Raw genomic sequence first — 23,763 nt, forward strand, 5'->3', positions numbered from 1 at the left:
TGATTTTTTCGTTCTGTGTCTGGTGACTTATATACGTATTTTGAAAATCTTTTAATCCGGAGTTGATTGTTTGAGTAAAGGACAACAGGAATCCATCAAAATCGGTTTTGCCTATGTCGGGGTGGTTCTCGGTGCGGGCTTCTCGACGGGCCAGGAAATACTGCAGTTTTTCAGCAACTTTGGCACGATGAGCTACTGGGCGGTGCTGCTGTCGGCGCTTGTCATCATGTTTCTGGGCCGGCAGGTGGCGAAGTTCGGCCATGTGCTGGATGCAGAAAGCCACCTTGAGCCGATCAGGGTGATGTTCGGCGATACACTCGGCCGGATTATCGACTATATACTGATATTCTTCCTGTACGGGGTGATGGTCATCATGCTGGCCGGCGGCGGCTCGGCACTTGAACAGAGTTTCGGTGTGCCGGCATGGCTCGGCTCCCTGGTCGTCATGATTGCAGTGATGATCACACTGACGCTCGGCTTCAGCAAGATCCTGTCGGCACTCGGATTCGTCACGCCGTTCCTGATCCTGATCGTGGCGATCATCGCAGTGTACAGCTTTTTCACGCCGACGGTCTCTTTCAATGAGATCAACGACATTGCCGATCTGAGCAAGACACCGACCGGCATATGGTGGCTCGAGGCCATCACATACAGCGGCATCGTGATCGCGATGGCGTTCAGTATCCTGTCGATCGTCGGCGCACAGTCCACCCATAAAGTCGCCCGCCGCGGCGGCATGTACGGCGGTGTGATTCTGCTCGTACTGATGATGCTGATGAATGCCGGACTCGTATCGAAGTTCGACAAGACGAGCGAGGCGGAGCTGCCTACACTGATGCTTGCGTATGAGATCCATCCTGTGCTGCATTTCGTGCTGACGCTCGTCATGCTGCTGATCATCTACAATACCGCAGTCGGCATGCTGTACCCGTTCCTCAGCCGTTTCTGGGTGCCGTACAGCCGCAGGTACAAAGTCGCTTTGGTTGTTGCACTCGTCGTCGGCTATATACTGAGCCTGGTCGGCTTCGTCGACCTTGTGAACCTCGTCTATCCGTTGCTTGGATACCTTGGGATCCTCATGGGCATCATGCTCGCTGTCAGATGGGTGCGGAACAAGTTTACGAAGAAGAAATTGATATAGTACGAAATAATAGGAAAATATTACGATATGAAAAGCCCAAAAGTTGAATTGTGATCAATCAACTTTTGGGCTTTTCATTTTAAGATTATTAATCTCTCAATCTTTTAATTGCATCTTTATATACTTCTTTATCTGACCTCTTGCCTATAGCAATGATTTCAATCACTTCTATTTTCCCCTCTACTTCTACAAAGACAATGCGTAAACCTGATCGATTATTTTTCAGTTTACGACAATGTGCCAATTCTCCACGCAAAGGCTGCCCCGCACCCATTCCTTTTTCTTCGATTCTTTTTAAACCTTTGGTTACGAATACTTTTTGACTAACATCCAAGTTGTCATATTCACGCTGGGAAAATTTATTGAAAATTATATCATGCATTATTCCCAACCATCATTTTCATCTATTTTTTCTTCATTCAAATCAAAACCAATTACGTCTTTTGCAGATATGGCTTGTCGGTTGTCATTTGCCAGGCGTTCTTTTACTGTGAGCTCATCAATTCTGTCATAAAGATTTTCAATTTCTTTGTGTATTGATTCATATTGTTCCCTCGTTAACGCTACCCCTACTACTTCATTCCTATTGAAAATATAAACCCCATTTTCACTTGTTTTCGCTTCTTCAAAAATACTCATCGGAGAACGTTTGATATCTGAAACAGATTTCATAGGTACATCCATAATTTTCATAAACTTATCCCCCCTTTATTTAGTCTAATAATTATAACATAATTAAAAGTCTTTTAACAGTACTATAATTAGTTCTTCAGATAGTATGGTGAGCGACCCGTTGTGTCTAAGAGAGATGTGGCAGGGTGTGATCTTCATCCCCCAAACATTTTCTTTTAGTAAATTTCCTTTTGTTATATGAATATTATATTTTAATTATATTACATTTATGTTACAACGCTTTTTCCTCCTACTAACTTTGTTAGTATGTAAAGTGTTATAGTAATTTGAAAATTTGATAAAGTTATGCGCAAAAACTAACAAATCTGGAGGATAAGCAATCTATGAAAAAATTAGTTACGGCACTCACAGCGACAGCAGCAATTTCAGCGTATGGGCTATCCGACGACGCATCTGCGAAAAGCTACACGGTCCAGCCGGGGGATTCCCTCTGGAAGATCGGTAACGACAACAATCTGACGGTGGACCAGCTGAAGCAATACAACAACCTGTCTTCAGATGTTATTTTAGTGAATCAGACGCTTGAACTTGAGGAAGAGAAAGAAGTTACTACATATAAGGTAAAGTCTGGTGACACCTTATGGGGCATTGCTTTGAAGAACAATGTTACAGTTGATGAATTGAAGGAATGGAACAATCTGACTACAGATCTCATTCTGGTGAACCAGGAACTTACCATCGGTGAAAGTGCTGAAGAGCCTACTCCGGTGCCTGAGGTACAGACACCTGCGCAGTCACTTGAACCTGCCGCGGAAACTGAAGTCGAAGAGGAAGAACCAGCAGTCGAGGTTCCGGCCGAACCGGCTGTTGAAGTCGAGCCTGCTGAAGAACCCGTCGAAACTGAACAGCCTGAAGCTGTAGAGGAACCTGAGACTGACAACAGCGAGGAAGTTGAAGCCGAAGAGACGCCGGCAGTTGATACAAACGCCGACACATATACAGTCAAGCCCGGCGATACGATCGGCAGCGTGGCGAGTGAGTTCGGCATGAGTTACCGTACGCTGATGAGCCTGAACGGCATCACGGACCACCTCATCTTCCCGGGTCAGGAACTGAATGTTAACCCGGATGCGGCTGTCGAACAGGAAGAGGAAGCTCCGGCTGAAGAGAACACTGATGCTGAGGAAACAGAAGCACAGGCGCAGCAAGAAGCTGAGGAGCAGGCTGCTGAAGAAGCGGAACAGGCGGAGGCTGAACGTCCGGCCGAAGAAGCCGCACAGCAGGAAGCGGAAGAACAGGCTGCTGAGGAAGGACAAGCTCAACAAGAGGCTGAGGAGCAGGCCGCTGAAGAAGCGGAACAGGCTGAGGCTGAACGTCAGGCCGAAGAAGAAGCCGCACAGCAGGAAGCGGAAGAACAGGCTGCTGAGGAAGCACAAGCACAGCAAGAGGCTGAACGTCAGGCCGCTGAAGAGGCAGCCGCACAGCAGAAAGCAGAAGAACAGGCTACAGCTCAACTTGAAGCTGAACAACAGGCTGCTGAAGAAGAATCCACAGAAGAAGTTGTCGAAGAAGATACTGCTGAAGAAGTAACTGAGGAAACTGAACCTGTCGAGGAAGAAACGACAGAAGAGGTAACTGAGGAAGCACCGGTTGAGGAAGGAACTGCAGAGGAAGCTTCTGAAGAAGCCGCCCCTCCGGTAGAAGAAGAACCGACTGAAGAGGAAGTCGCAGCTCAGGAAGCCGCCGAGCAGCGTGAAGCTGAAGAAGCGGAAGCACAGCGTCAGGCTGAGCAGGAAGCGGCGGAACAACGCGCGGCTGAAGAAGCGGAAGCGCAGCGTCAGGCCGAGCAGGAGGCTGCCGAACAACGCGCGGCCGAAGAAGCGGAAGCACAGCGTCAGGCTGAGCAGGAAGCGGCCGAGCAACGTGAAGCTGAAGAAGCAGAGGCGCAGCGTCAGGCTGAGCAGGAAGCGGCGGAACAACGTGCGGCCGAAGAAGCGGAGGCACAGCGTCAAGCTGAACAGGAAGCGGCGGAACAACGTGAAGCCGAAGAAGCAGAAGCGCAGCGTCAGGCCGAGCAGGAGGCTGCCGAACAACGCGCGGCTGAAGAAGCAGAGGCACAGCGTCAGGCTGAGCAGGAAGCGGCGGAACAACGCGCGGCTGAAGAAGCGGAAGCACAGCGCCAGGCTGAGCAGGAAGCGGCGGAACAACGCGCAGCTGAAGAAGCGGAGGCGCAGCGCCAGGCTGAACAGGAAGCGGCTGAAGAGGAAGAAGCTGAAGAGGAAGCTCAGGCACCGGCACCTGCATCATACGGTGAGAACTGGTACCTCGACGGCGACTGCACTTGGTACGTATATGAGCGTCGTCAGCAAATGGGCAAACCTGTCAGCAATCAGTGGGGCAATGCTTCCAACTGGGCAAGTGCTGCCAGAAGCCAGGGGCTTAATGTCAACAACTCCCCTTCTGTCGGTGCCATCGTACAGTCCAATGCATGGACTAACGGCGCCTGGGGCCAAGGTCATGTTGCTGTAGTTGAAAAGGTCAACTCCGACGGCTCGATTCTCGTTTCTGAAATGAACTGGAGCGGCGGCCCTGGTCAAAAGACAATGAGAACCATCGATGCCTACGAAGTTTCTTCACATAACTTCATCCATTAATATCAGATATATAAAAAGGGAATCACTTTGGCGTGATTCCCTTTTGCATGGTCCCAGGTCTCGTCCACGAAACCTTCGCACATCATGCCACAAAAAAGCAGCCCTGAGACTCTATCTCGGGGCTGCATCTTTGTATAGTGTGGTCACCAGTTTTTCTGTGGATCTGCCGTCGGCGTATTTGTTCCATGTTTCGTCGAAAAGAAGGACTTTCTCCAGCCGGAATGCTTCGCGGCGGATGACGTCGATCATTTCGCTGGAATGGTAGACGACGGGCCCGGGGACGAACGTTTCGTAGTCGAACCAGATGCCGCGGGTGGTGACGTATTCCTCGAGGTCGTACGGATAGAAGATCATCGGCCGGCCGAGTATTGCGAACTCGAACGGGATGGATGAGTAGTCCGTGACGAGGATGTCTGTGATGGCGAGCAGTTCGAAGATGTCGTATCCGCGGGAGACGTCGGTGACGAAGTCGTCGTCCCATTCGCCGCCTGATGTCACGGCGGGATGGAGTCTCAGCAGCAGGTGATGGTCTTCGGACAGCCCTTTTTTGAGGTTCTTGATGTTCAGCCTGAGCTCATCGACTTTGAAGCGCCCTTCCCTGAATGTCGGTGCGTACAGGATGACCTCTTTGCCCTTCAGGTGCGGCAGCTGCCGGTGGAGTTTGTCCGTGGCGCGCTGCATCCTGTCTTCATTATAGAAGAAATCGGTCCGGGGCATGCCGGTCTTGAGCAGGTTCTCGTGGCTGATGTCGAATGCCTCTTCGAAGATCCAGCCCATGTCATCGGAGCTGACGACGACTTTATGGAAGTTTTCATAAACTTGTTTGAACCGCTTCTGTGCGGACGGTGTGCGTTCGATGGTGGCCTTGTCCTTGAAACCGAACAGTTTGACCGCCCCGTCTGCGTGCCAGAGCTGGATGCATGTCTGCTCTTCCCTGAAATCGCATGAAGCGAGCACGACCTGGTAGTTGTCGACGAAGATGTGCTTGGCGGTGGCGAGATGATAGAGCCCCCTGATGCTCCCCGGGATATTCACGGGCACGAAGCGGATGGTGTTCTTGTCATCTGCGTTCCTGAAGGTATAGGTGCACCTGGAATCTTTCAGTAAAACAATTTTGGATGAAGTGCGCTCATGCACTTCATCCAAAACGTACTGAATATTATCGCCGAAAGATGCAATCATCACTGTCTTCTTCTGTACCGGAAGTGACCTGAACAGATTGAAGATCACTTTCGTTATGACCAGATACAGATTGATTGCCGCTTCCCTAACCATGCTTCTTGGACAGCTCTTGCTTCGTCTTCGTTGTGGATACGCCGCTTGTTCTTGCGAGGTATACGACTTCACAGTATTCCTTCAGGAAGTCAAATTCGCCTTTCCAGTCGTCGCCCATGACGAACACGTCGATATCGTGCTTCTGGACGTCTTTGACCTTCTGGCCCCAGTTGTGCTCAGGAATGACTTCGTCCACGTACTTGATCGCTTCAAGGATCGCTTTTCTGTCTTCATATGAGTAATAAGCTTCTTTATGCTTGAGTTTGTTGAATTCGTCGGATGATACAGCGACTACCAGGTAGTCCCCGCGTTCTTTGGCACGGCGAAGGATATTGATGTGTCCCATATGGAGCAGATCGAATGTGCCGTAAGTGATCACTTTTCTTTGTGGTTTCATTTCTCTTACATTTTGGTTTTTCATTTCTATTCCTCCCAATATACCTCTCTACCTTTGGTATAATGTCCCTGTGGACATGGTATAATTGTAAAGATAAAGTTAATCTTTTGTAAAGATTATTAATGATTATAACATAAAATCAGAAAAAGTATAAATCTTAGGTGTGATTCAAGTGAAATATTTAAAAAAAGCAGCATTTTTTCTCTATCGTAAACTGTTCGCATTGTGCGGCAGGACAGTAAAAAAAGACCATAGGCTCATCATGTTCGAAAGCTTCCTCGGCAAGCAGTACAGCGACAACCCGCGGGCGCTCTACGAATACATGTCACTCACCCATCCGGAGTACACGCTCGTCTGGAGCGCGGACAGGAACAATACCCATGTGTTCGAGGAAGCGGATGTTCCCTATATCAAACGCTTCTCTCTGCCGTGGATGATCCAGATGAATAAAGCCACCCTATGGATTACGAACAGCCGCCTGCCGCTGTGGATACCAAAACCCCATGGTACAACATATCTGCAGACATGGCACGGTACACCCCTTAAAAAACTGGGTACGGATATAGAGACGGTCCATATGCCGGGGACGGATACAGAAAGCTACCGCAGGAACTTTACAAAGGAAGCGTCCAAATGGGACTACCTCGTCTCCCCCAACCGCTATTCATCGGATATATTCCGCCGCGCATTCGGCTTCGGCGGGAAAATGCTCGAGACGGGCTATCCGCGCAATGATTTTTTATTCTCGGGTAATGATGCCGGAGTTACAGACAATATAAAGAAGGCGCTCGGCCTGCCGGCGGACAAGAAGATCATCCTGTACGCGCCGACGTGGCGGGATGACAGCTTCCACACCCGCGGGAAATACAAGTTCGACCTGCAGTTCGATGTGGAAAAGATGCAGCGTGAACTCGGCGATGACTACATCATCATCCTGCGCCTGCATTACCTTGTAAGTGAAAATCTCGACATAAAGCAGTATAATGGATTCTTGCATGATTTCTCAAAGCATGGGGACATCCGCGACCTGTATGTCATCTCCGACATGCTGGTCACTGACTACTCGTCCGTGTTCTTCGACTATGCGAATCTCAAGCGCCCGATGATCTTCTATACGTATGACATCGACCAGTACCGCGACAAGCTCCGCGGCTTCTACTTCGATTTCGAACGGCTGGCACCGGGGCCGCTCGTCAAGACGACGGACGCATTGATACGGGAGATAAAACACCCGGATCCGGACAGGTTTGATACGGAGGAATTCCGGGAAAGGTTCAGCTATCTCGAGGACGGCGCGTCTTCACAGCGCGTGATGGAGGATGTCATTTGTCATTTGAAAAAGAAAATTGTATAATTCAACAACGATGAATGGAATGGTTGTGAGAAAAGAATGAAATCCTTATGGATCGTCCTGCAGGAACAGATCAAAAACTTCTACCTTATAAGAAGGATGTCCCTGTACGACATGAAAAGTAAAAACCAGAATAACTACCTCGGCATTGTGTGGGAAGTGCTCACACCGGTGATCAGCATCATGATCTACTGGTTCGTCTTCGGGACGCTGCGCCAGCGGGAACCGATTGAAATGGGCGGTACGGAAGTACCGTTCTTCTACTGGCTCGCCATCGGCTTCATCGTCTGGACGTTCTTCTTCCAGGGGAGCATCGAGGCATCGAAGTCCATATACCGGCGGCTCAAGATGCTGTCCAAGATGAGTTTCCCGCTCAGTGCCATACCGAACATTACGATATTCTCCAAGTTCTATACGCACGTCATCATGCTGTTCCTGGCGTTCCTGGTGTTCCAGCTGGCAGGCTACTACGTCAACATATACTACCTGCAGCTGATCTATTTTGTAATCGGGACCTATGCCCTGATATTCGCCTTTTCACTGATCACATCGACACTGTCGACGCTCGTGCGTGATGTGCACCTGCTGCTTAACTCACTGCTGCGCATGCTGCTCTATGTATCGGGCGTCCTGTGGCCGCTGTCGCTGCTGTCGGATTTCCCGCTGATCATGAAGCTCATGCAGCTGAATCCGCTGCTGTACCTGATCGAAGGGTACCGTTCCGTGTTCTTCGGGACCGAGTGGTATATCGTGACGCACTGGGAACAGTCACTCTACTTCTGGGGTGTCATCTTCCTCATGATGCTCATCGGCGCCACGCTCCATGTGATGTTCAGACGGAATTTCATTGACTATCTATAAGAGGGGATTCGTATGACTAAAGCAATCGTAGCGAAAGATGTCGCTAAAAAATATAAAGTGTATGACAGCCAGAAAGAGCGCATACTGGATCTCGTCAGCCCGAAAGCCCACGGCAGGGAGTTCTTCGCCTTGAACGGCGTCGACTTCGAAGCGGAGAAAGGTGATGTCGTCGGCTTCATCGGCATCAACGGCTCCGGCAAGTCGACCCTGTCCAACATACTGGCAGGCATCGTACCCGAATCGCGGGGCGATGTACAGGTCAACGGCCAGACAGCGCTGATCGCGGTCGCCGCCGGGCTGAATGAAGACCTGACGGGCCGCGACAACATCGAACTCAAATGTCTGATGCTCGGCTTCTCAAAGGATGAGATCAAGGAGCTCGAGCCCGACATCATCGAGTTCTCCGAGCTCGAGAACTTCATCGACATGCCGGTCAAGTCCTACTCCAGCGGGATGAAGTCACGTCTCGGATTCGCCATCAGCGTCAACATCGATCCGGATGTCCTCATCATCGACGAGGCGCTGTCCGTCGGGGACAAGGCATTCGCCGAGAAGAGTCTGAAAAAGATGATGGAATTCAAGGACCAGGGCAAGACGATGATTTTCGTCAGCCACTCCATCGGCCAGATGAAGCGGTTCTGCAACAAGATACTGTGGCTCGAATTCGGCCGGGTGAAGGCATTCGGCGAAGTGCGCGATGTCCTGCCGCTCTATGAATCCTTCCTGTCCAAGTGGCGTTCCATGACCAAAGAGGAGCGGAACGACTACCGCCAGAAAGTGATGGACCGTGACCCGGCGGATGCCGAGTACAAGAAATACGGCAACCTGACGCTGCTCGATGACGACCAGGACCTGGAGGGCTCCCACGGCTACACCATCCGGCCCGTCAGCCGCCTCGCCCACCTCAAGGGCGACAGCACGGACATCTTCGAATCTCCGGACAGCGACGACCGTAAAGAGCATGCACATAAATACAAAAAACGTGTGTACTATGTCAAACGCGAAGCAACGTATCATTTCGAAGTCTTCTACCTGCTCAGCACGAAACCGAGCGGAGAAGATGGTGTCATCGGCTGGATCCGGGCGGATGAGACATCGTCACATGCGCTGACATTCGTGGATCGGGACAAAAAGGAATTCATGCTGAACGATACCGGATTTGCCGCAAGCGAACCGTGGGGCGGCCCGGCCCAGTACATCCATGAAACTTTGGAACACCACGCCGGCATGAAATTCCATGTGGATCAGACGGTGCTCGTCGGGAACAACGTCTGGTACAGAGGTCTGATCGAAGGCGACGAAGCGCCCGTGTGGACACACATGGACAACGTCGTGGCGGAAGATGAAGAGAATCTATAAGGGACACCGGTTTTTATTATTAAAAATATAGATATAAAAGGAAAAGATGAACGTTTACATGTTCACGGAAGGAAGCGAGGTGAACGCGATGGGCAGAACCTATAAGACGGTGACAGTGATGGATATCGACTTTTTCAACACGTCGATGAATTCATTCCTCAGGCACATCGTCTACCCTGACCTGGCGAATGAAAGCAAAAATTTCATCGTCACGGCCAATCCCGAATTCGTCATTGAGACGCGGGATCATCCCGAATTCAAGAAAGTTGTGCAGTCGGCCGATTACGTGCTTGCTGACGGTGTGGGCATCGTCAATGCGGCGATGCTGATGGGCCGGCCGCTGCCCGAGCGGGTCAGCGGCATCGATGTGATGTACCGTATGCTCGACCATGCCGCGAAGAACGGCTACAGCGTATTCTTCCTCGGCGCATCGGAGGATTCGAACAAAAAAGCTGTGGCGAACGCCGAGAAACTCTACCCGGGGCTCAAAGTGGCCGGGCGCCACGACGGTTATTTCGATCCGGCCGACACGGAAATCGCCGATATGGTCGTGGAAAGCGACCCCGATATCGTATTTGTCGCACTCGGCATGCAGCGCCAGGAAAAGTGGATCGCAGACAATATCGACCGCTTCGACAAGGGCGTGTTCATGGGCGTCGGCGGCAGCTTCGACGTCCTGAGCGGTAAAGCCCAGCGCGCACCGAAAATCTGGATCAGACTCCAGCTCGAGTGGCTGTACCGGCTGATCCAGGAACCCAAACGCATCAAACGCGTCATGCGCGTATTCGAATTCATGCTCCTGCACACGCCGGTCATCAAGCATCTGTTGCGGATGTTCGGCTACAGCAAGACGCGGCCGCGGGGTAAGTCGTGATTTCGTTGAAAATATGTGAGAGTGGCACCTGCCCAGTTGCGGACAGGTGCTTTTTTGTGCGGATTTGGGTATTTTGTGCGGGTTGGGGAGGTACGGATTTTATTCGTAGATGAGAAACGGGCGTTTCACGTACACGGAATGATTTCGTAGATGTGATACTGCACTTTCACGTACACGAAACGGTTCCGTAGATGTGATACTGCACTTTCACGTACACGGAATGATTTCGTAGATGTGATACTGCACTTTCACGTACACGAAACGATTCCGTAAATGCGATACTGCACTTTCACGTACACGGAATGATTTCGTAGATGTGATACGGGCGTTTCGCGTACACGAAATGATTCCGTAGATGCGATACTGCACTTTCACGTACACGAAATGATTCCGTAGATGTGATACGGGCGTTTCACGTACACGAAACGATTCCGTAGATGTGATACGGGCGTTTCACGTACACGAAACGATTCCGTAGATGCGATACGCCTCTTTCACGTACACGAAACGATTCCGTAGATGTGATACGGGCGTTTCACGTACACGAAACGATTCCGTAGATGCGATACGCCTCTTTCACGTACACGAAATGATTTCGTAGATGCGATACGCCTCTTTCACGTACACGAAACGATTCCGTAAATGCGATACGCACCTCCCGGGACGTCGATTCCGAACCCATGTCCCGAGAACTCACAAAAAAGACCAGGCATTCTCATATCTGGTCCCTTCTAAAAACTGTTTATTTTTCACTCATCAATTCCAGGAACTTCTCACCTTTTTCTGAGATGGTCGTACCTGCTCTCCCGATTCTTACATTCAAAAGGGCAAGTTCGTCTAAAATTTCAATTCGGAGCCTGAGCTGCTGATCGGTCATTTTTATATCGTCTTCCAGCAGCAGTCTCCTCACTTTCCTCCTGCCGTAAGAGGCGTTTTCTTTCTTACCTTCGAGATATATCTCAAGCAATTTGATACTCTCGGACAGAAATCCGTGCTTCTCTATTTTATCAATTACCGCTTCAGTGTCCAGGAAGTCAGAATCTTTTTGCGGATTGTCAAAGTTCCTCGTAATACCGCTGAAGAAGATGGGCAACGAATCGAGTTCTATATACTTCCGGTTAAGGCAGACACAGTATGAGATAAGGTTATAGAGTTCCCTTACATTGCCGGGCCAGTCATACTGTATGAACGCCTCCTCCACCCTGGCCGAGAATTCCATATCTTCCCTTTTGAAATGACTCTTGAAATCATTGATCAAAATGAGTATATCTTCTTTCCTCTCTGCAATGGACGGCACCTTCAGAATGTGCGATGAAAGATATGAGTATAGTTTCTGGCTGATGATTTCCTCTTTGTACAGTTTCATAAGATCATCAATCGATGAAGTGATGAATCTTACCGCAGAACATCCTGTTTTTTCATCAAAATGGTCAGCGAGCCTGTTCTGAAGCTGATACGGCAAACTGTCGATATTTTTGATATACATCGTTCCTCTGCTGATTTCTGCCATGATTCCCGGATGCCCCTCTTCCTTGTCACCGAACAGCTCCGCTTCGATCAACTGCGGATCTTTGGACGCTGCATTATAAATATGAAAAGGGCTATCTTTGAGAACCGATTCATTATGGATCATTTCTGCCAGCATCTGCTTCCCAGTACCTGTTTCACCAATAATATGTATGTTGTTGTTCGACGAGTTTGCCATCTGCCGGGCAAAGTTGACCGTCGCTTCCATCGCCCTCGATTCAGTCGGGATTTCAGAAAAAGTCCGGTGTTTGTTCTGGTCAATTATGTTTTCCGGTTCTTTCTCATTGTTTTTGGCCGTCATGTGCACCATGGTCTTGATATAGTACTGCATCAGCAATGCATCAGTTACCTGCAGTTTGAAGCGCCGCTTCAGATCAAGGACTGTTTCAATCGAAATGACACGCGGTCCAATATCAAAAGTCTGGTAGACCTCTGACGGAATCAGCCTGTCTTCACCGGGAGTGATGATAAAGTCAAACTCCTCGGGAATGGGCTCGTTCACCAGGTAAGGGATGAATTCATGTTCGCTCAGCACATTTTTCAAGTCTTTGACTGTCTCCTCAGTCGTACCTGGATTATCATTGACCACAAGGAACCTTGACCTTTCCCTCATGGTTATGACCTGTTCCAGCCTGACTATATTGATGGTCCTCCTGGAAATGATCACTTCACATGAATCCGGCAGGAATGGTTTCACAATTTCCCTGATTTCATGTGAAGATAACAGAACCAGACCTCCCTCTGAAACTTCTGAATATGTCATATCCTTAAGGGTGATACCTTTAACGGCGATATTTCCTCCGAATATGTATTCCATCTGCTTTTTGAGTGAATTCATATTCTCTTCCTGAATACCAATTATGTATAGTTTCTTCTCCAATTGACGCACGCCCCCATAAAATCCGGTGTTACCCTATTTTACACTGTATGGAATAAAAGTCATATTCCTTTTAATCAAATTAATAGGTTGTATTAGGTTGTATTATTCCATGGAAAGGTGTACAATCCTATTATTCAAACAATTTTGATGATTTTAACAACTAGGAGGATACCATGTTTACATTGATTAAAAACGGAGATATCTATGCACCTGAACACTTTGGAAAGACATCTTTGCTGCTGAGCGGTAAAACCATCCTGAAGATTGGGGAGATTGATGAGGAGAAACTCTTTTCTTTATTCGACGTGGAAGTGGTTGATGCATCGGGCATGATCGTCACTCCCGGTGTCATTGATCCGCATGTTCATCTAATCGGCGGCGGAGGTGAAGGGGGATTTGCCACCCGCACACCTGAACTCCAACTCAGCAATGTTATAAAAGCAGGGGTCACCACAGTGGTCGGCTGTCTTGGCACGGATGGGACAACGCGTCACATGACTTCCCTTCTTGCCAAAGCACGCGGGCTCGAAGAAGAAGGTATCACAGCCTACATATATACCGGTAATTACCATATTCCCACTCCAACAATCACCTCTTCTGTCAAAGATGATGTCATTTTGATAGACAAGGTAATCGGGGCAGGAGAAATTGCGATTTCAGATTCCAGATCTGCGCAGCCTTCTGTGCACGAAGTCGCCAGGCTGGCAGCTGAAGCACGGATTGGCGGGCTGCTAAGTAAAAAGGCCGGGGTCACCCATTTTCATGTGGGCATCGGGAAGGACCGTCTCAAATTTCTGAGGACACTGATTGAAGACTATGAAATCCCGCCGGCCAATATTTATGCGACACACATCACGCGCAGCACTGAACTGGTTGATGAAGCGATAGACCTGTCACACAAAGGGGCATACGTAGATATCACAGCAGACGGGCAGACAGCGGAATGGATCGAATACTTCAAGAACAACGATGGTGACTTCACGCACCTCACCGTTTCATCAGATGGCAACGGCAGCCTTCCCGTCTTCAATGACAAAGGGGAAATGACCGGATTCGGCGTTGCATCACAGGAACTTTTATTCAAACAGATTACCGCTTCTGTAAAAGATCTCGGAATCCCGCTGCCGGAAGCCCTATCCCTGGTCACAGCGAATACTGCGAGTGCTCTCCGACTGGAGCATAAAGGGCGTGTGCAGGAAGGGATGGATGCCGATATCCTTGTTCTGGATGAAGACACACTTGAAATTGTTCATGTGTTCGCCAATGGCCGGCACATGCTCAAAGATGGTGAAGTGATTGTGAAAGGAACTTTTGAACAGTAAACACTGGGGGAAAATATTATGAAGAGAAAACCGACCTTATTGGAATCGTTTCTGCCTATTATTGTCATGCTGCTGCTTTTGGCCATCGGCTATGGGGTATATGGACTGAGCCCGGAACCGCTCCTCATCCTGTCGTCCATATTCGCCGGATTCATTGCAATGCGCCTCGGCGTCAATTGGGAGGAGATGCTGAAAGGAATCCGAGAAAAACTGGATATGGCAATGCCGGCAATTCTCGTATTGATCTCGATCGGGATACTGATCGGGACATGGATGACTGCAGGCACCATCCCAATGATGATCTACTACGGGCTTGAACTGATCAATCCACAGTTCATCGTTCTAATCGCATTCATCGTTTCGGCCATCATTTCCATAGTGACCGGCACTTCCTGGGGATCCGCTGGAACAGTCGGTGTCGCCCTAATGGGAATCGCCACCGGCCTCGGCGTCTCGCTCCCTGCTACAGCCGGGGCGGTTGTAGCGGGGGCTTACTTCGGTGATAAGCTTTCACCTTTGTCAGATACCACCAACCTCGCGCCGATTGCAGCAGGCAGTAAACTGTACGAGCATATCAGGCACATGTTCTACACCACCTTTCCCGCTGCCATCATCTCAATGATCATCTACCTGATTGTCGGATTCAATATATCAGCAGACGATGCCACTGCTCCTGAAGAGATGACCAGCATGCTGACTACATTGGATGATATGTTCAAATGGAATATACTGCTGTTGCTGCCGGCAGTCATGGTACTGTATGGATCCATCAGGAAAAAGCCAACACTGCCGACAATCATCTTTTCATCTATAGTGGCAGGTGCAATCGCAATCTTCTACCAAGGCTTGTCATTCTCTGATGTATTCGCTTCTACGGTAACAGGATTTGATGTATCGATGATAACTAAAGAGGGCTTCAATCCCGATGCAGTTCCCACCCAGGTCACCGAACTCGTCACCCAGGGCGGCATGCAGTCCATGACCAGCGTCATACTCATCGCATTCAGTGCGTTCGCTTTCGCAGGAATCATCACAAAATCCGGCGCGCTTGATGTCATCATGGCGACGCTGCTTAAAATCGTCAAACGGACTGGCGACCTTATACTGTCCACGGTACTCTCCTGTATTACAATGGCACTCGTCACAGGTAATTCCTATCTGTCCATCATTGTACCGGGCGAATTGTTCAAAGATACTTATACGGATAAAAAACTGCATCCAAAGAACCTCTCCCGGACACTTGAAGATTCCGGCACAGTGATTGTCCCTCTGATTCCATGGTCATCCGCCGGGGTATACATGGCCGGTGTACTCGGCGTTTCCACGCTAAGTTATGCACCATGGGCCATCCTCTGCTATACAGGCTTCATCTTTGCAATCATCCTGGGCTACACCGGAATCGGTATCGAAAAACTCAAAACAGAAACTAATGATTAAATTTATCCGGAATAAAAGGAGCAGGACTCATTCATCAAATTGAGTTCTGCTCCTTTATGGCTCGGCTTACGTGTAGACGAAACAATTCCGTAGATGTGATACGCTCCTTTCACGTACTCGAAATGATTCCGTAGATGTGAGACGGGCGTTTCGCGTACTCGAAATGATTCCGAAGATGTGATACCGCACCTCCCGGGACGTCGATCTCAAACCCATGTCCCAAGAACACCTCTCCCGGGACGTCGATCTCGAACCCATGTCCCGGGGACACCTCGCCCGGGACGTCGATCTCAAATCCATGTCCCAAGAACACCTCTCCCGGGACGTCGATCTCAAACCCATGTCCCGAGAACACCTCTCCCGGGACGTCGATCTCGAATCCATGTCCAGAGAACACCTCTCCCGGGACGTCGATCTCAAATCCATGTCCAGAGAAGACCTCTCCACGGACGTCGATCTCAAACCGATGTCCCGGGAGCTCACAAAAAAGACCAGGCATTCTCATGCCTGGTCCTCAACACAATATTTATCTGATCCGCTCGGGGTCTTCGACCACAACGGGTTCATCCGCAAAAATTTTACGGGCGTTGTCCTTCAGTTTTTCGGACACCTGTTCACCCAGGCGTCCGTCGATGGTTTCGAATGCTTTCCTGAGCATGAACGGCCGCACTTCTGCGTGATGGGCATCGCTTGCGACGATATGGATCAGTCCGTTTTCGATCATCTTGAAGGCTGTTTCCTGCAGCTCTTCCCCGAAGTCTCCTGTGACGGAAGCGGCGGTCACCTGGGCGAGTGCGCCTTTATTCACCAGTTCCAATAAAATCCCCGGGTCACTCACGATCTCCGCACACCTTTCCGGATGGGCGATGACCGGCGTATAGCCGTTCTCAACCAGCTCATCGATGACCGTTTCGTAGAACGGCGGCAGCTCGGTGAACGGCATTTCGACCAGTATATACCGGGAGTCGTTGAGCGACGTGTCGAAACCGGTTGTGAGATCTGCGATGATATTCTCGTTGATGCGGATCTCCTGGCCGTGATGCACCTCGATGTCGAGATCATTGTCGTCAATCAGCTTCTGGATTTCCGCAAGCTTCTCGATGACCGTACTTTTCGGTGTCATGTACGGTCCGGCATAATGGTGCGGCGTCAGCATGACATTCGTGATCCCCTGGTCGATCGCCTGGTGAAGCAGATCCAGTACCTCCCGCTCGCTCGCAGGACCGTCATCCACGTTCATCAGCAGATGGTTATGAATATCTATCATTAAAGTCAGCTCCAAAATTATATTATTACACATTATATGATAACATTTTGTGATATAAAGTTAAGCTAAACGCACTGTTAAGATATTGTAAAGCCCATCGGACCGCTATATCGGGTTAACATGGTCAAACTCTCGGTTTGCCATACAATCTAACATATAGGCAATCCAAAACACCGCCACTCGAAAAGTGGCGGTGCCATTAAATTCAATACATTATCCATTCTCCAGCAGCTCATATATCTGATTCCAGTCCTGGTTCAGGTATTCCCGCATGAGATAGATGGTGCTCAGGATCAGTTCAGTACCTTCGGACTGTTCGAATTCAACATCATATTCTTCCATGAAGCGGTTGATTTCCCCGATGAATGGATCGTATTCCTCATTGTCCAAAATCCCTGACCGGTATACCCTCTCCTTCTCGGCATACAGAAATACCAGGAGCCTGTTCGTGGACAGCGGGAAATCGTCCTGTGAATCATCATATTCCAGGGCGTAGAAGCCGGTGGATAAGGTATTCGCAATCGATTCATTCTTAATCGAGGACGTTTCTTTGAGCGGGATTTCATATAACTTCTCGCTAACTTCTTCGATATTTCTGAGCTTCTGATTCTCGAATTCATGTATGAAGACGTGAGTCTCCTCAAATGTAATGACATTTATCGTGAGCATGTAGTCGACATCGACCTGCGTAATACTGCTCAAAATATTTTTGCCGTCCGCTTCAAGTGTAATCACCTTAGGCTCATCGGTGAAAGAGTCGACATGGCCGTCATATGAGGCGAATCCGTCGATCAGAAACATCGCCCGGCAGCTTTTTTCCGTTTCGATATATAGATTATCTTCTTCTCTACTGAGATCAAGCAATAGTCTTAGATCGTTCATGTGTGCCACCTCTGTCTCTTTATTTTATACCTCTTCCTCCATACCCTCTTTTACAAAACTTCATCTGAATGAAATACATCCGTGTACAAGTCTATTTGATCAATTTGAAATATGCGATCAGACCGATCGATGAAGTACTGAACAAAATGACGCCCATCGGTACTGCGGAGGCCTCATTGACACCTGCCAGCGGGGAAAACAGAGCACCGAGCAATAAGGGCAGCATACCCAGAACGGCACTGGCGCTCCCCGCCCGGTGTCCCTGTTCGGACATGCCGAGCGTAAATGTACTGGTGATCGTCATCCCCATCGTCGTCATATAGATGAAGATCAGTATCACAATGGCCGCCAGGGGTCCTTCTATAATCGTCATGATAAGCAGAATAAAAGTTGCGCTGACCGCAATGATGACCGCAGTCTTGAGCAACTTTTTCTCATGGATGACACCGCCCAGGCGTCCGATGAGGAAACTGCCGATAATGATGGCGATGCCGTTTATTCCAAACAGTATGCTGAAAGCCTGTGGTGAGACGCCGTAAATCCCCTGGTAGATGAAAGGCGTGCCGGACACATATGCAAAGCTTCCGCCGTGGACGAATCCGACGAGCACTGCGTAGCCGATGAATGAGCGGTCTGTAATAAGTCCGCCCATTGTGCGGAGAGTGGCAGCTCCTGAACTTGGTATCCGTTGCGCGTGAGGCAGCGTCTCCCTGAGGCTCACGGCCACAATGATCACAATCAGGATTCCCAGAACAGCCAAAAACAGGAATATAGTATGCCAGCTGGCAAACGGCAGCAGTAATATGCCGCCGCCCGCTATCGGTGCAGCCATCGGTGCAACGGCATTGATGACCATCAGGAGAGAGAAGAACTTTGACAGTTCCCTGCCGCTGAATACATCACGGACCACCGCCCGGGAGAGCACGACTCCGGCTGACGCTGTGAATCCCTGCAGGAACCGTGCAGCAATCAGTACATGGATGTTCGGTGCCAGTGCACAGATCAGCGAGGCGACCACAAACAGCGAGGTGGAGACGAGCAGGGGCCGCTTCCGCCCCTGTGCATCACTGAGCGGCCCGATGACGACCTGCCCGAATGCGAGACCGAGCAGACAGGCAGTCAGACTGACCTGTACAAGTGATGGACTGGTTCCCAGATCCTGTGCAATGCCCGGAAAACTCGGCAGATACATATCAATATTGAGCGGTCCCATGATGGCAAGCAGCCCGAGGAGTAAAGCAAGACCCATCCGTTTCTTTCCGGTGGGGTTATGTAGTATATAGTCATTATTCTGTTTGTTCATTGTATCGCCTCCGAATCAATTCTATGATACGGGGCAGTTTAGCACAATAAAGAAGTTTATCTGTAAAAAATTAAAAGTGAATGTCCCTCCACTTCACTTTGTATAGAAACATATTTTCAGATGTACCTATAGAACTTTCAGTTACATAAAAGTTCCGACCTGGAATCTGCCAAATTCCGGACGGAACGATACTTATTCACACCTCTATCTCCATGCCCGCTTCGGCCAGCACCGCTTCCCCGGCACCCGATTTGCGGAATGAGTCCGCCAGTTCCTCCAGATTGCCGTAATGCGGCAGATGGGAAAGCACGACTTTGCCTGCGCCGGACCGCTCTGACAGTATACCGACATCTTCAGAATTCATGTGCCCGATCCTTTCGCCCTCCTCATCTTCGTACAGACTGCATTCGGTAATCAGCACATCCGCACCTTCGGCAAACTTCGCGAGACTCTTCCTGTAGTTCGTATCCGCCGTGTACACCAGGCACTTCCCGTCATCATCCGTGATCCGCAGGGCATATGTCTCTACCGAATGCGCATTTCTATGGAACACGATACAAAACGGCCCGATCTGGAAAGTACTGTCCTCCCCGTACGGGCGGAACGTATTGTGCTTCACTTTATCCACCTGGCGCTCCACATCATCATCTGCCGGACCGTATACATTCAGATTCCTGTCGACCCTGCCCAGCTGGGTATTGATCATGCGCGCGAACAGGAAAGACCCAAGATCACACGAATGGTCATAATGGTAATGCGAGATGAACACATGGTGCAGGTCGTTCAGATCCACATAGTTCTGCACATGCGCCGCCACCCCGCTCCCGGCATCCAGCAGTATGCAGAAGCCGTCCTTCTCCACCAGATAGCCCGAAGTCGGCTCGTTCCGCTTCGGAAAACCGCCCCACATGCCGACGATCGTACACTTCATATCAATCCGCTCCTTTTTACCGTTTACTGGTCAGTACCCTTATTCCGTGGAATAAATGTCATATTTCCATCTGAAAGATAATCTGTTGTCGATAAATTTCCGTTGCTATAGAATGGAGGGAACGAGGAGGAAGGACCATGCAGATATTCAGAGTCTCACCCGATCACGGGACAAGCGCCCGGCACCTCGATAACAGACGGCTGTCCAAACAGGTGCTCGAGCTGTACCAGATCATCCGTGTCAACCTCAGCCTGATCGGTGTGCTGGATACGAACACGCAGTATCAGCACCACCCGATTGTAAAGCACGTCTACAACTCCGGCATGCCCTATATAACCGACACCGCCCGGCTGCTCCACGCCTGCGACAGCGAGCACCGGCGGCGTGGCGGAAAACGCAGTGCGCAGTTCAGAGCGGATCTGGATGCGCTGAAAGCGCTCGTTGAGACCCGGGCCCCGGAAAATATTTGGAGCCACGACCCGCTTCCGCCCTTCTACGCCTACGGGGATGCGCGCATATACGGCGAAGCGGCATACGGGCACTACAGGGAGCTTCTATGTGAAAAATGGGAGAAAGACAAAGTCGCTCCGAGATGCAGCGTAAGGTATGACCCATAAAAAATACTCCAACAGGACCTCATTTAGTCTTATTGAAGTATTCTTCCGTTACTTTCAATTGTTTTTTCAATATCTCTTTCCACAGATGTCCTTTGACTTCCCCTGTCCCCCTGGACACTTTCGTTCTTTTGACTTCCCCATTGTCCATTTGCTTCCTGAAGTACCAATGATGGGTTTTAGTTTTATATTCTTCCCATCCATCTCTCCGACAAAACCTTTCTATTTCTTTCCAGGTCGGCACTGAATCAGGGATTTTACTCCTTCTTTATTATCTTGAGACAAGACTTTCAAGATATAGGGAAAATGGGAGCGCCTGTTGGGGGAGTTAAAGTACATATTGAAATTATCTTGATACTCTTCAGCATAATCCATCAGCTCTCCAGTCAAGAAATCCAATGCCTCTGATTTTGTCTGACCGTTCTCTACCAGGTCGAATCCAGACAAAGAGGCAGTGACAGAACCATCATTCTCTGTATAAAGTTCAGCTTCAAAATCAAAAGCTTCTAATATCGAATCAAGATGATCTGTGTTCAAAGCTGCCCATTCATCCCTATTCCTTTTTACAAAACGGGGGCCGTAACGGATAACCTCATCATTGAAGCGGCTCCATTCCTTCCTGACATCAGTAGCATTCAAAGTTTTCTGCATGGTAATCACTCCTCTCACACTTATCATACCACCAAAAGCACATAATGTACATTACGTACGTTTTTGGAGTATCATGCAATTTCTTAATGAAGAGTGACTGCCTGAATCGTCTGTTTCCCTCCAATGCATATACAGATATCATTGAGGTAAGACGACAAACGGTCTAGACAAGGAGGCAGTGTCATGAACAAGATTATCGGCATCATCATTGTATTACTGCTGATTGCAGGCGGCGTATATTTCTTTGTGGCGGGTCCGGCAGACGACAGTGAAGAACATGTTGAAAATGACACCGGTGAGACGGATGAACCGGCTGGGGAAGAATCCTCGGAAGAGACAACAGAACGGGACACTGCGAAAACAGCTGAGGAGGCATCCTCAGAAGAGGACACTCATGAGAGAACGGAGGAGGGAACAGAGGAAGAGCCCTCCGAAGAGGACAGCACTGAACCCGGGGCTGACCGGAACACTTCCGGCAACAACTACACAGCCGCAGAACAATGCATCATGTCGGAGCTGACAGAATGTGAGGGTGTAGCCACCGCCGACCGGTTCCAGGCATACAAAGATCTCGTTGCCGACAGCACACTGCCCCAGGCACCGGGAAGCGGATGTCTCCCATGTGCCGTGAAGTATTCATTCGAAGTGAAATACGGTGAGTCACGGGACATCGAGGCGGAACCGGCTGAAGAACCGCAGGACGACCAGACCTACACAGGCAGCCCTGAATCTCTCATCATCACCTACCTGTTTTCACTCCCGGAGTATTATAACGGGGCGAATGAAAGGACGCTTGACTATCTGCTCCCGGGTTCCGATGCATACAACCAGCTCGTCGACAACAAGGCATCAGGAATCTTCAGCGACCACATGACCTACTCCGTCTTCATCGAAGAGACGGAGACAGTATCGAATGGCAGGTACAACGTCTATGCCTCCAGGGAATATTCACACGAAAATTCCGGCGGCGTCTATGAAGCATACGTAACATACGAAGTCGTCGGACGTGACGGGCAATACTACATCAGCAACTACAGTGAGCTGGATAACGTCCCGGTCGAACAGGCGCAAACTTCATCAATAATCAAAAAGAAGCGCCCGGCATTAACTAGGTGCTTCTTTCAACCCTGAACATCCTCACGCATAACTTTTCCCTCCCGCGGTGCAGTACGCCTATACCATTGGTAACACAGTATGATGATTAGAGCCAGGTCGACAATATCGCCGCCGTAGTACATTACCATCGCTCCGGTCTCTCCATCCTGTCTGATGACATCTTCCGGTGGAGAGGCATAGATGAGTTTGGATAGAATCTTGTGGAAGCCGAGTGCGAGTACGAGGATTACTGCCCTGTAAAGGAAACTGTGCCGGCGGGATGTGAGGTCTATATAGACGATCGAAATGGTAAACAGATAGCCGGCAAGGAATACATGGATGTGGACAAGCGCGTAAAGCCATAGAGCACTGTGCATCAAAGTGAACAGACCGGTCATATACAAGATATACAGACCGCCGATATTCAATATGGCTGCAACAAGCGGGTTGGTGATGAATTGGACATAACGACTTTTCAGCAGTCTGCTCAGATTTCTTGCTGCAGGTACACTGATTGTGCGCATGAGCAACGTTACCGGCTTACTGAAGACGAGCAGGAGCGGTGCAAGCATGCCAAGCAGCAAGTGGCCGATCATGTGTCCGGTAAAACTCTCATGCGCCATATGTGCAAGCGGTCCTGTAAGTGTCGCAGCAGCAACGATGATTCCTAAAAACCAGAATAGGTAACGGAACTTCGGCCATTTTTTATGCTTTCTGCCGGATATGAAAGCAGCAACCGGGTACAGCAGCAGTGCTGAGAGCACCAGTATGAGAACCAAAGCTTCAAGACTCGTAAAATCGACCGTTCCCATATGGACATGCATGTTCTATTCACCCTCCCGCCTGTTTGACCTCGCAAATAAAATAATACCGCATACAAGTAGAATGACACCCGTCACTGTCCACCCAAGGTCATAGGGCCATATGTCATCAACCCCATACCGGACCTGATGGACCCGGAGCAGCTTATGGTTGACGACGCCGTCGGCCAGCTGGAAACTGCCGGCACCGATCAGTACTGAACTGATGAACCGCCGCAGGCGAAGGGTGTATCGCCTGCGCAGATCGGCAAACATGAACAATCCGGCAACGATGGCGAATAAGGCGAACGCATTAAGCAGCCCATCGCTGAAAATCCCGACCTGGGTCGTAGAATGATCATAGAAATGGTGCCACTGCAGAAGCTGGTGAAAAATGATCTCGTCGATAAGTGCCATCAGACCCACCCCGAAAAACACACCCGACCACGTATTTGTGGATGCACCGGGGCCATTTGAAGCATGACGGTCAGCCATTATACCATTCCTCT

The 23,763-nt window shown here is 49.6% G+C and carries 23 protein-coding genes; 10 read left to right on the plus strand and 13 right to left on the minus strand.

Going from position 1 to position 23,763, the window contains the following annotated elements; genetic code table 11:
- The first annotated feature begins 70 nt into the window (after positions 1–70).
- Positions 71–1,141: a YkvI family membrane protein gene (locus tag WN59_RS09985; protein WP_046516682.1), complete on the plus strand. Its 1,071-nt coding sequence runs from the start codon at positions 71–73 to the stop codon at positions 1,139–1,141.
- Positions 1,142–1,229: 88 nt separating this feature from the next.
- Here WN59_RS09985 and WN59_RS09990 read toward each other — a convergent pair whose 3' ends face one another.
- Positions 1,230–1,523 (minus strand): type II toxin-antitoxin system RelE family toxin, encoded by a 294-nt coding sequence (locus WN59_RS09990; RefSeq protein ID WP_046516686.1) that lies wholly within the window; start codon positions 1,521–1,523, stop codon positions 1,230–1,232.
- Positions 1,523–1,834, minus strand: a complete 312-nt coding sequence (locus WN59_RS09995; RefSeq protein WP_046516689.1) for a hypothetical protein — start codon at positions 1,832–1,834, stop codon at positions 1,523–1,525. Before WN59_RS09995 ends, WN59_RS09990 begins: the two co-directional genes overlap by 1 nt.
- Positions 1,835–2,157: 323 nt before the next feature.
- Between WN59_RS09995 and WN59_RS13330 the strand changes: the two genes are divergently transcribed.
- Positions 2,158–4,428, plus strand: coding sequence for a LysM peptidoglycan-binding domain-containing protein (locus WN59_RS13330; RefSeq protein ID WP_052747396.1), 2,271 nt, complete (start codon positions 2,158–2,160; stop codon positions 4,426–4,428).
- 111 nt (positions 4,429–4,539) lie between these two features.
- On the opposite strand, the gene WN59_RS10015 is transcribed toward WN59_RS13330, so the two are convergent.
- The gene (locus tag WN59_RS10015) at positions 4,540–5,703 is read right to left on the minus strand and encodes a CDP-glycerol glycerophosphotransferase family protein (RefSeq protein WP_046516693.1); all 1,164 of its coding nucleotides are present in this window, start codon (positions 5,701–5,703) and stop codon (positions 4,540–4,542) included.
- A complete protein-coding gene (tagD, locus tag WN59_RS10020) occupies positions 5,696–6,100 on the minus strand; it encodes a glycerol-3-phosphate cytidylyltransferase (RefSeq protein WP_046517273.1) in 405 nt (134 codons plus the stop codon). The genes WN59_RS10015 and tagD overlap by 8 nt, the downstream gene beginning before the upstream one ends.
- A 172-nt stretch (positions 6,101–6,272) precedes the next feature.
- On the opposite strand from tagD, the gene WN59_RS10025 reads away from it, so the two are divergent.
- From WN59_RS10025 to WN59_RS10040, 4 genes are read left to right on the plus strand one after another with little or no spacing between them, the layout of a single operon-like run.
- Positions 6,273–7,454 carry a CDP-glycerol glycerophosphotransferase family protein gene (locus WN59_RS10025; protein ID WP_046516697.1) on the plus strand — a complete coding sequence of 394 codons (1,182 nt, stop codon included), beginning with the start codon at positions 6,273–6,275 and terminating at the stop codon, positions 7,452–7,454.
- Positions 7,455–7,490: 36 nt separating this feature from the next.
- Positions 7,491–8,312 carry an ABC transporter permease gene (locus WN59_RS10030; RefSeq protein WP_046516701.1) on the plus strand — a complete coding sequence of 274 codons (822 nt, stop codon included), beginning with the start codon at positions 7,491–7,493 and terminating at the stop codon, positions 8,310–8,312.
- A gap of 12 nt (positions 8,313–8,324) precedes the next feature.
- Positions 8,325–9,671 (plus strand): teichoic acids export ABC transporter ATP-binding subunit TagH, encoded by a 1,347-nt coding sequence (gene tagH / locus WN59_RS13920; protein ID WP_046516704.1) that lies wholly within the window; start codon positions 8,325–8,327, stop codon positions 9,669–9,671.
- Between the two features lie 46 nt (positions 9,672–9,717).
- Positions 9,718–10,545: a WecB/TagA/CpsF family glycosyltransferase gene (locus WN59_RS10040; RefSeq protein ID WP_231577208.1), complete on the plus strand. Its 828-nt coding sequence runs from the start codon at positions 9,718–9,720 to the stop codon at positions 10,543–10,545.
- Positions 10,546–11,287: 742 nt separating this feature from the next.
- Here the strand turns inward: WN59_RS10040 and WN59_RS10045 are convergent.
- Entirely contained in the window at positions 11,288–12,910 is a 1,623-nt protein-coding gene (locus tag WN59_RS10045) for a sigma 54-interacting transcriptional regulator (protein WP_046516712.1), read from the minus strand.
- A 215-nt stretch (positions 12,911–13,125) separates the two neighbouring features.
- Between WN59_RS10045 and iadA the strand changes: the two genes are divergently transcribed.
- Both iadA and nhaC read left to right on the plus strand, forming a co-directional pair.
- Positions 13,126–14,274, plus strand: a complete 1,149-nt coding sequence (gene iadA, locus WN59_RS10050; protein WP_046516715.1) for a beta-aspartyl-peptidase — start codon at positions 13,126–13,128, stop codon at positions 14,272–14,274.
- An 18-nt stretch (positions 14,275–14,292) separates the two neighbouring features.
- Entirely contained in the window at positions 14,293–15,711 is a 1,419-nt protein-coding gene (gene nhaC, locus WN59_RS10055) for a Na+/H+ antiporter NhaC (RefSeq protein WP_046516718.1), read from the plus strand.
- 109 nt (positions 15,712–15,820) lie between these two features.
- Here the strand turns inward: nhaC and WN59_RS10060 are convergent, their stop codons facing one another.
- The 5 genes from WN59_RS10060 to WN59_RS10080 form a co-directional block, all read right to left on the minus strand.
- On the minus strand, positions 15,821–16,216 hold the full coding sequence (locus tag WN59_RS10060; protein WP_046516721.1) for a hypothetical protein: 396 nt from the start codon (positions 16,214–16,216) through the stop codon (positions 15,821–15,823).
- 21 nt (positions 16,217–16,237) lie between these two features.
- On the minus strand, positions 16,238–16,978 hold the full coding sequence (locus tag WN59_RS10065; protein ID WP_046516725.1) for a tyrosine-protein phosphatase: 741 nt from the start codon (positions 16,976–16,978) through the stop codon (positions 16,238–16,240).
- A gap of 213 nt (positions 16,979–17,191) precedes the next feature.
- Positions 17,192–17,860: a hypothetical protein gene (locus WN59_RS10070; protein WP_046516728.1), complete on the minus strand. Its 669-nt coding sequence runs from the start codon at positions 17,858–17,860 to the stop codon at positions 17,192–17,194.
- 91 nt (positions 17,861–17,951) lie between these two features.
- On the minus strand, positions 17,952–19,139 hold the full coding sequence (locus tag WN59_RS10075) for a Bcr/CflA family efflux MFS transporter (RefSeq protein WP_046517275.1): 1,188 nt from the start codon (positions 19,137–19,139) through the stop codon (positions 17,952–17,954).
- 220 nt (positions 19,140–19,359) lie between these two features.
- Entirely contained in the window at positions 19,360–20,094 is a 735-nt protein-coding gene (locus WN59_RS10080) for an MBL fold metallo-hydrolase (RefSeq protein ID WP_046516731.1), read from the minus strand.
- 137 nt (positions 20,095–20,231) lie between these two features.
- Here WN59_RS10080 and WN59_RS10085 point away from each other — a divergent pair, with 137 nt between their 5' ends.
- Positions 20,232–20,711 (plus strand): pyrimidine dimer DNA glycosylase/endonuclease V, encoded by a 480-nt coding sequence (locus tag WN59_RS10085; protein WP_046516736.1) that lies wholly within the window; start codon positions 20,232–20,234, stop codon positions 20,709–20,711.
- 219 nt (positions 20,712–20,930) lie between these two features.
- Here WN59_RS10085 and WN59_RS10095 read toward each other — a convergent pair whose 3' ends face one another.
- The gene (locus tag WN59_RS10095) at positions 20,931–21,359 is read right to left on the minus strand and encodes a hypothetical protein (RefSeq protein ID WP_046516743.1); all 429 of its coding nucleotides are present in this window, start codon (positions 21,357–21,359) and stop codon (positions 20,931–20,933) included.
- A 183-nt stretch (positions 21,360–21,542) separates the two neighbouring features.
- Here WN59_RS10095 and WN59_RS10100 point away from each other — a divergent pair, with 183 nt between their 5' ends.
- On the plus strand, positions 21,543–22,490 hold the full coding sequence (locus WN59_RS10100; RefSeq protein WP_046516746.1) for a hypothetical protein: 948 nt from the start codon (positions 21,543–21,545) through the stop codon (positions 22,488–22,490).
- Here WN59_RS10100 and WN59_RS10105 read toward each other — a convergent pair.
- Together WN59_RS10105 and WN59_RS10110 are read right to left on the minus strand one after the other, a co-directional pair.
- Positions 22,481–23,278, minus strand: a complete 798-nt coding sequence (locus WN59_RS10105) for a cytochrome c oxidase assembly protein (RefSeq protein WP_046516753.1) — start codon at positions 23,276–23,278, stop codon at positions 22,481–22,483. The genes WN59_RS10100 and WN59_RS10105 overlap by 10 nt on opposite strands.
- Positions 23,279–23,281: 3 nt before the next feature.
- Positions 23,282–23,749 (minus strand): DUF2243 domain-containing protein, encoded by a 468-nt coding sequence (locus tag WN59_RS10110; RefSeq protein WP_046516757.1) that lies wholly within the window; start codon positions 23,747–23,749, stop codon positions 23,282–23,284.
- Positions 23,750–23,763: the final 14 nt, after the last annotated feature.

Origin of the sequence: Salinicoccus sediminis, assembly GCF_000986795.1 — a bacterium.
GTDB lineage: Bacteria > Bacillota > Bacilli > Staphylococcales > Salinicoccaceae > Salinicoccus > Salinicoccus sediminis.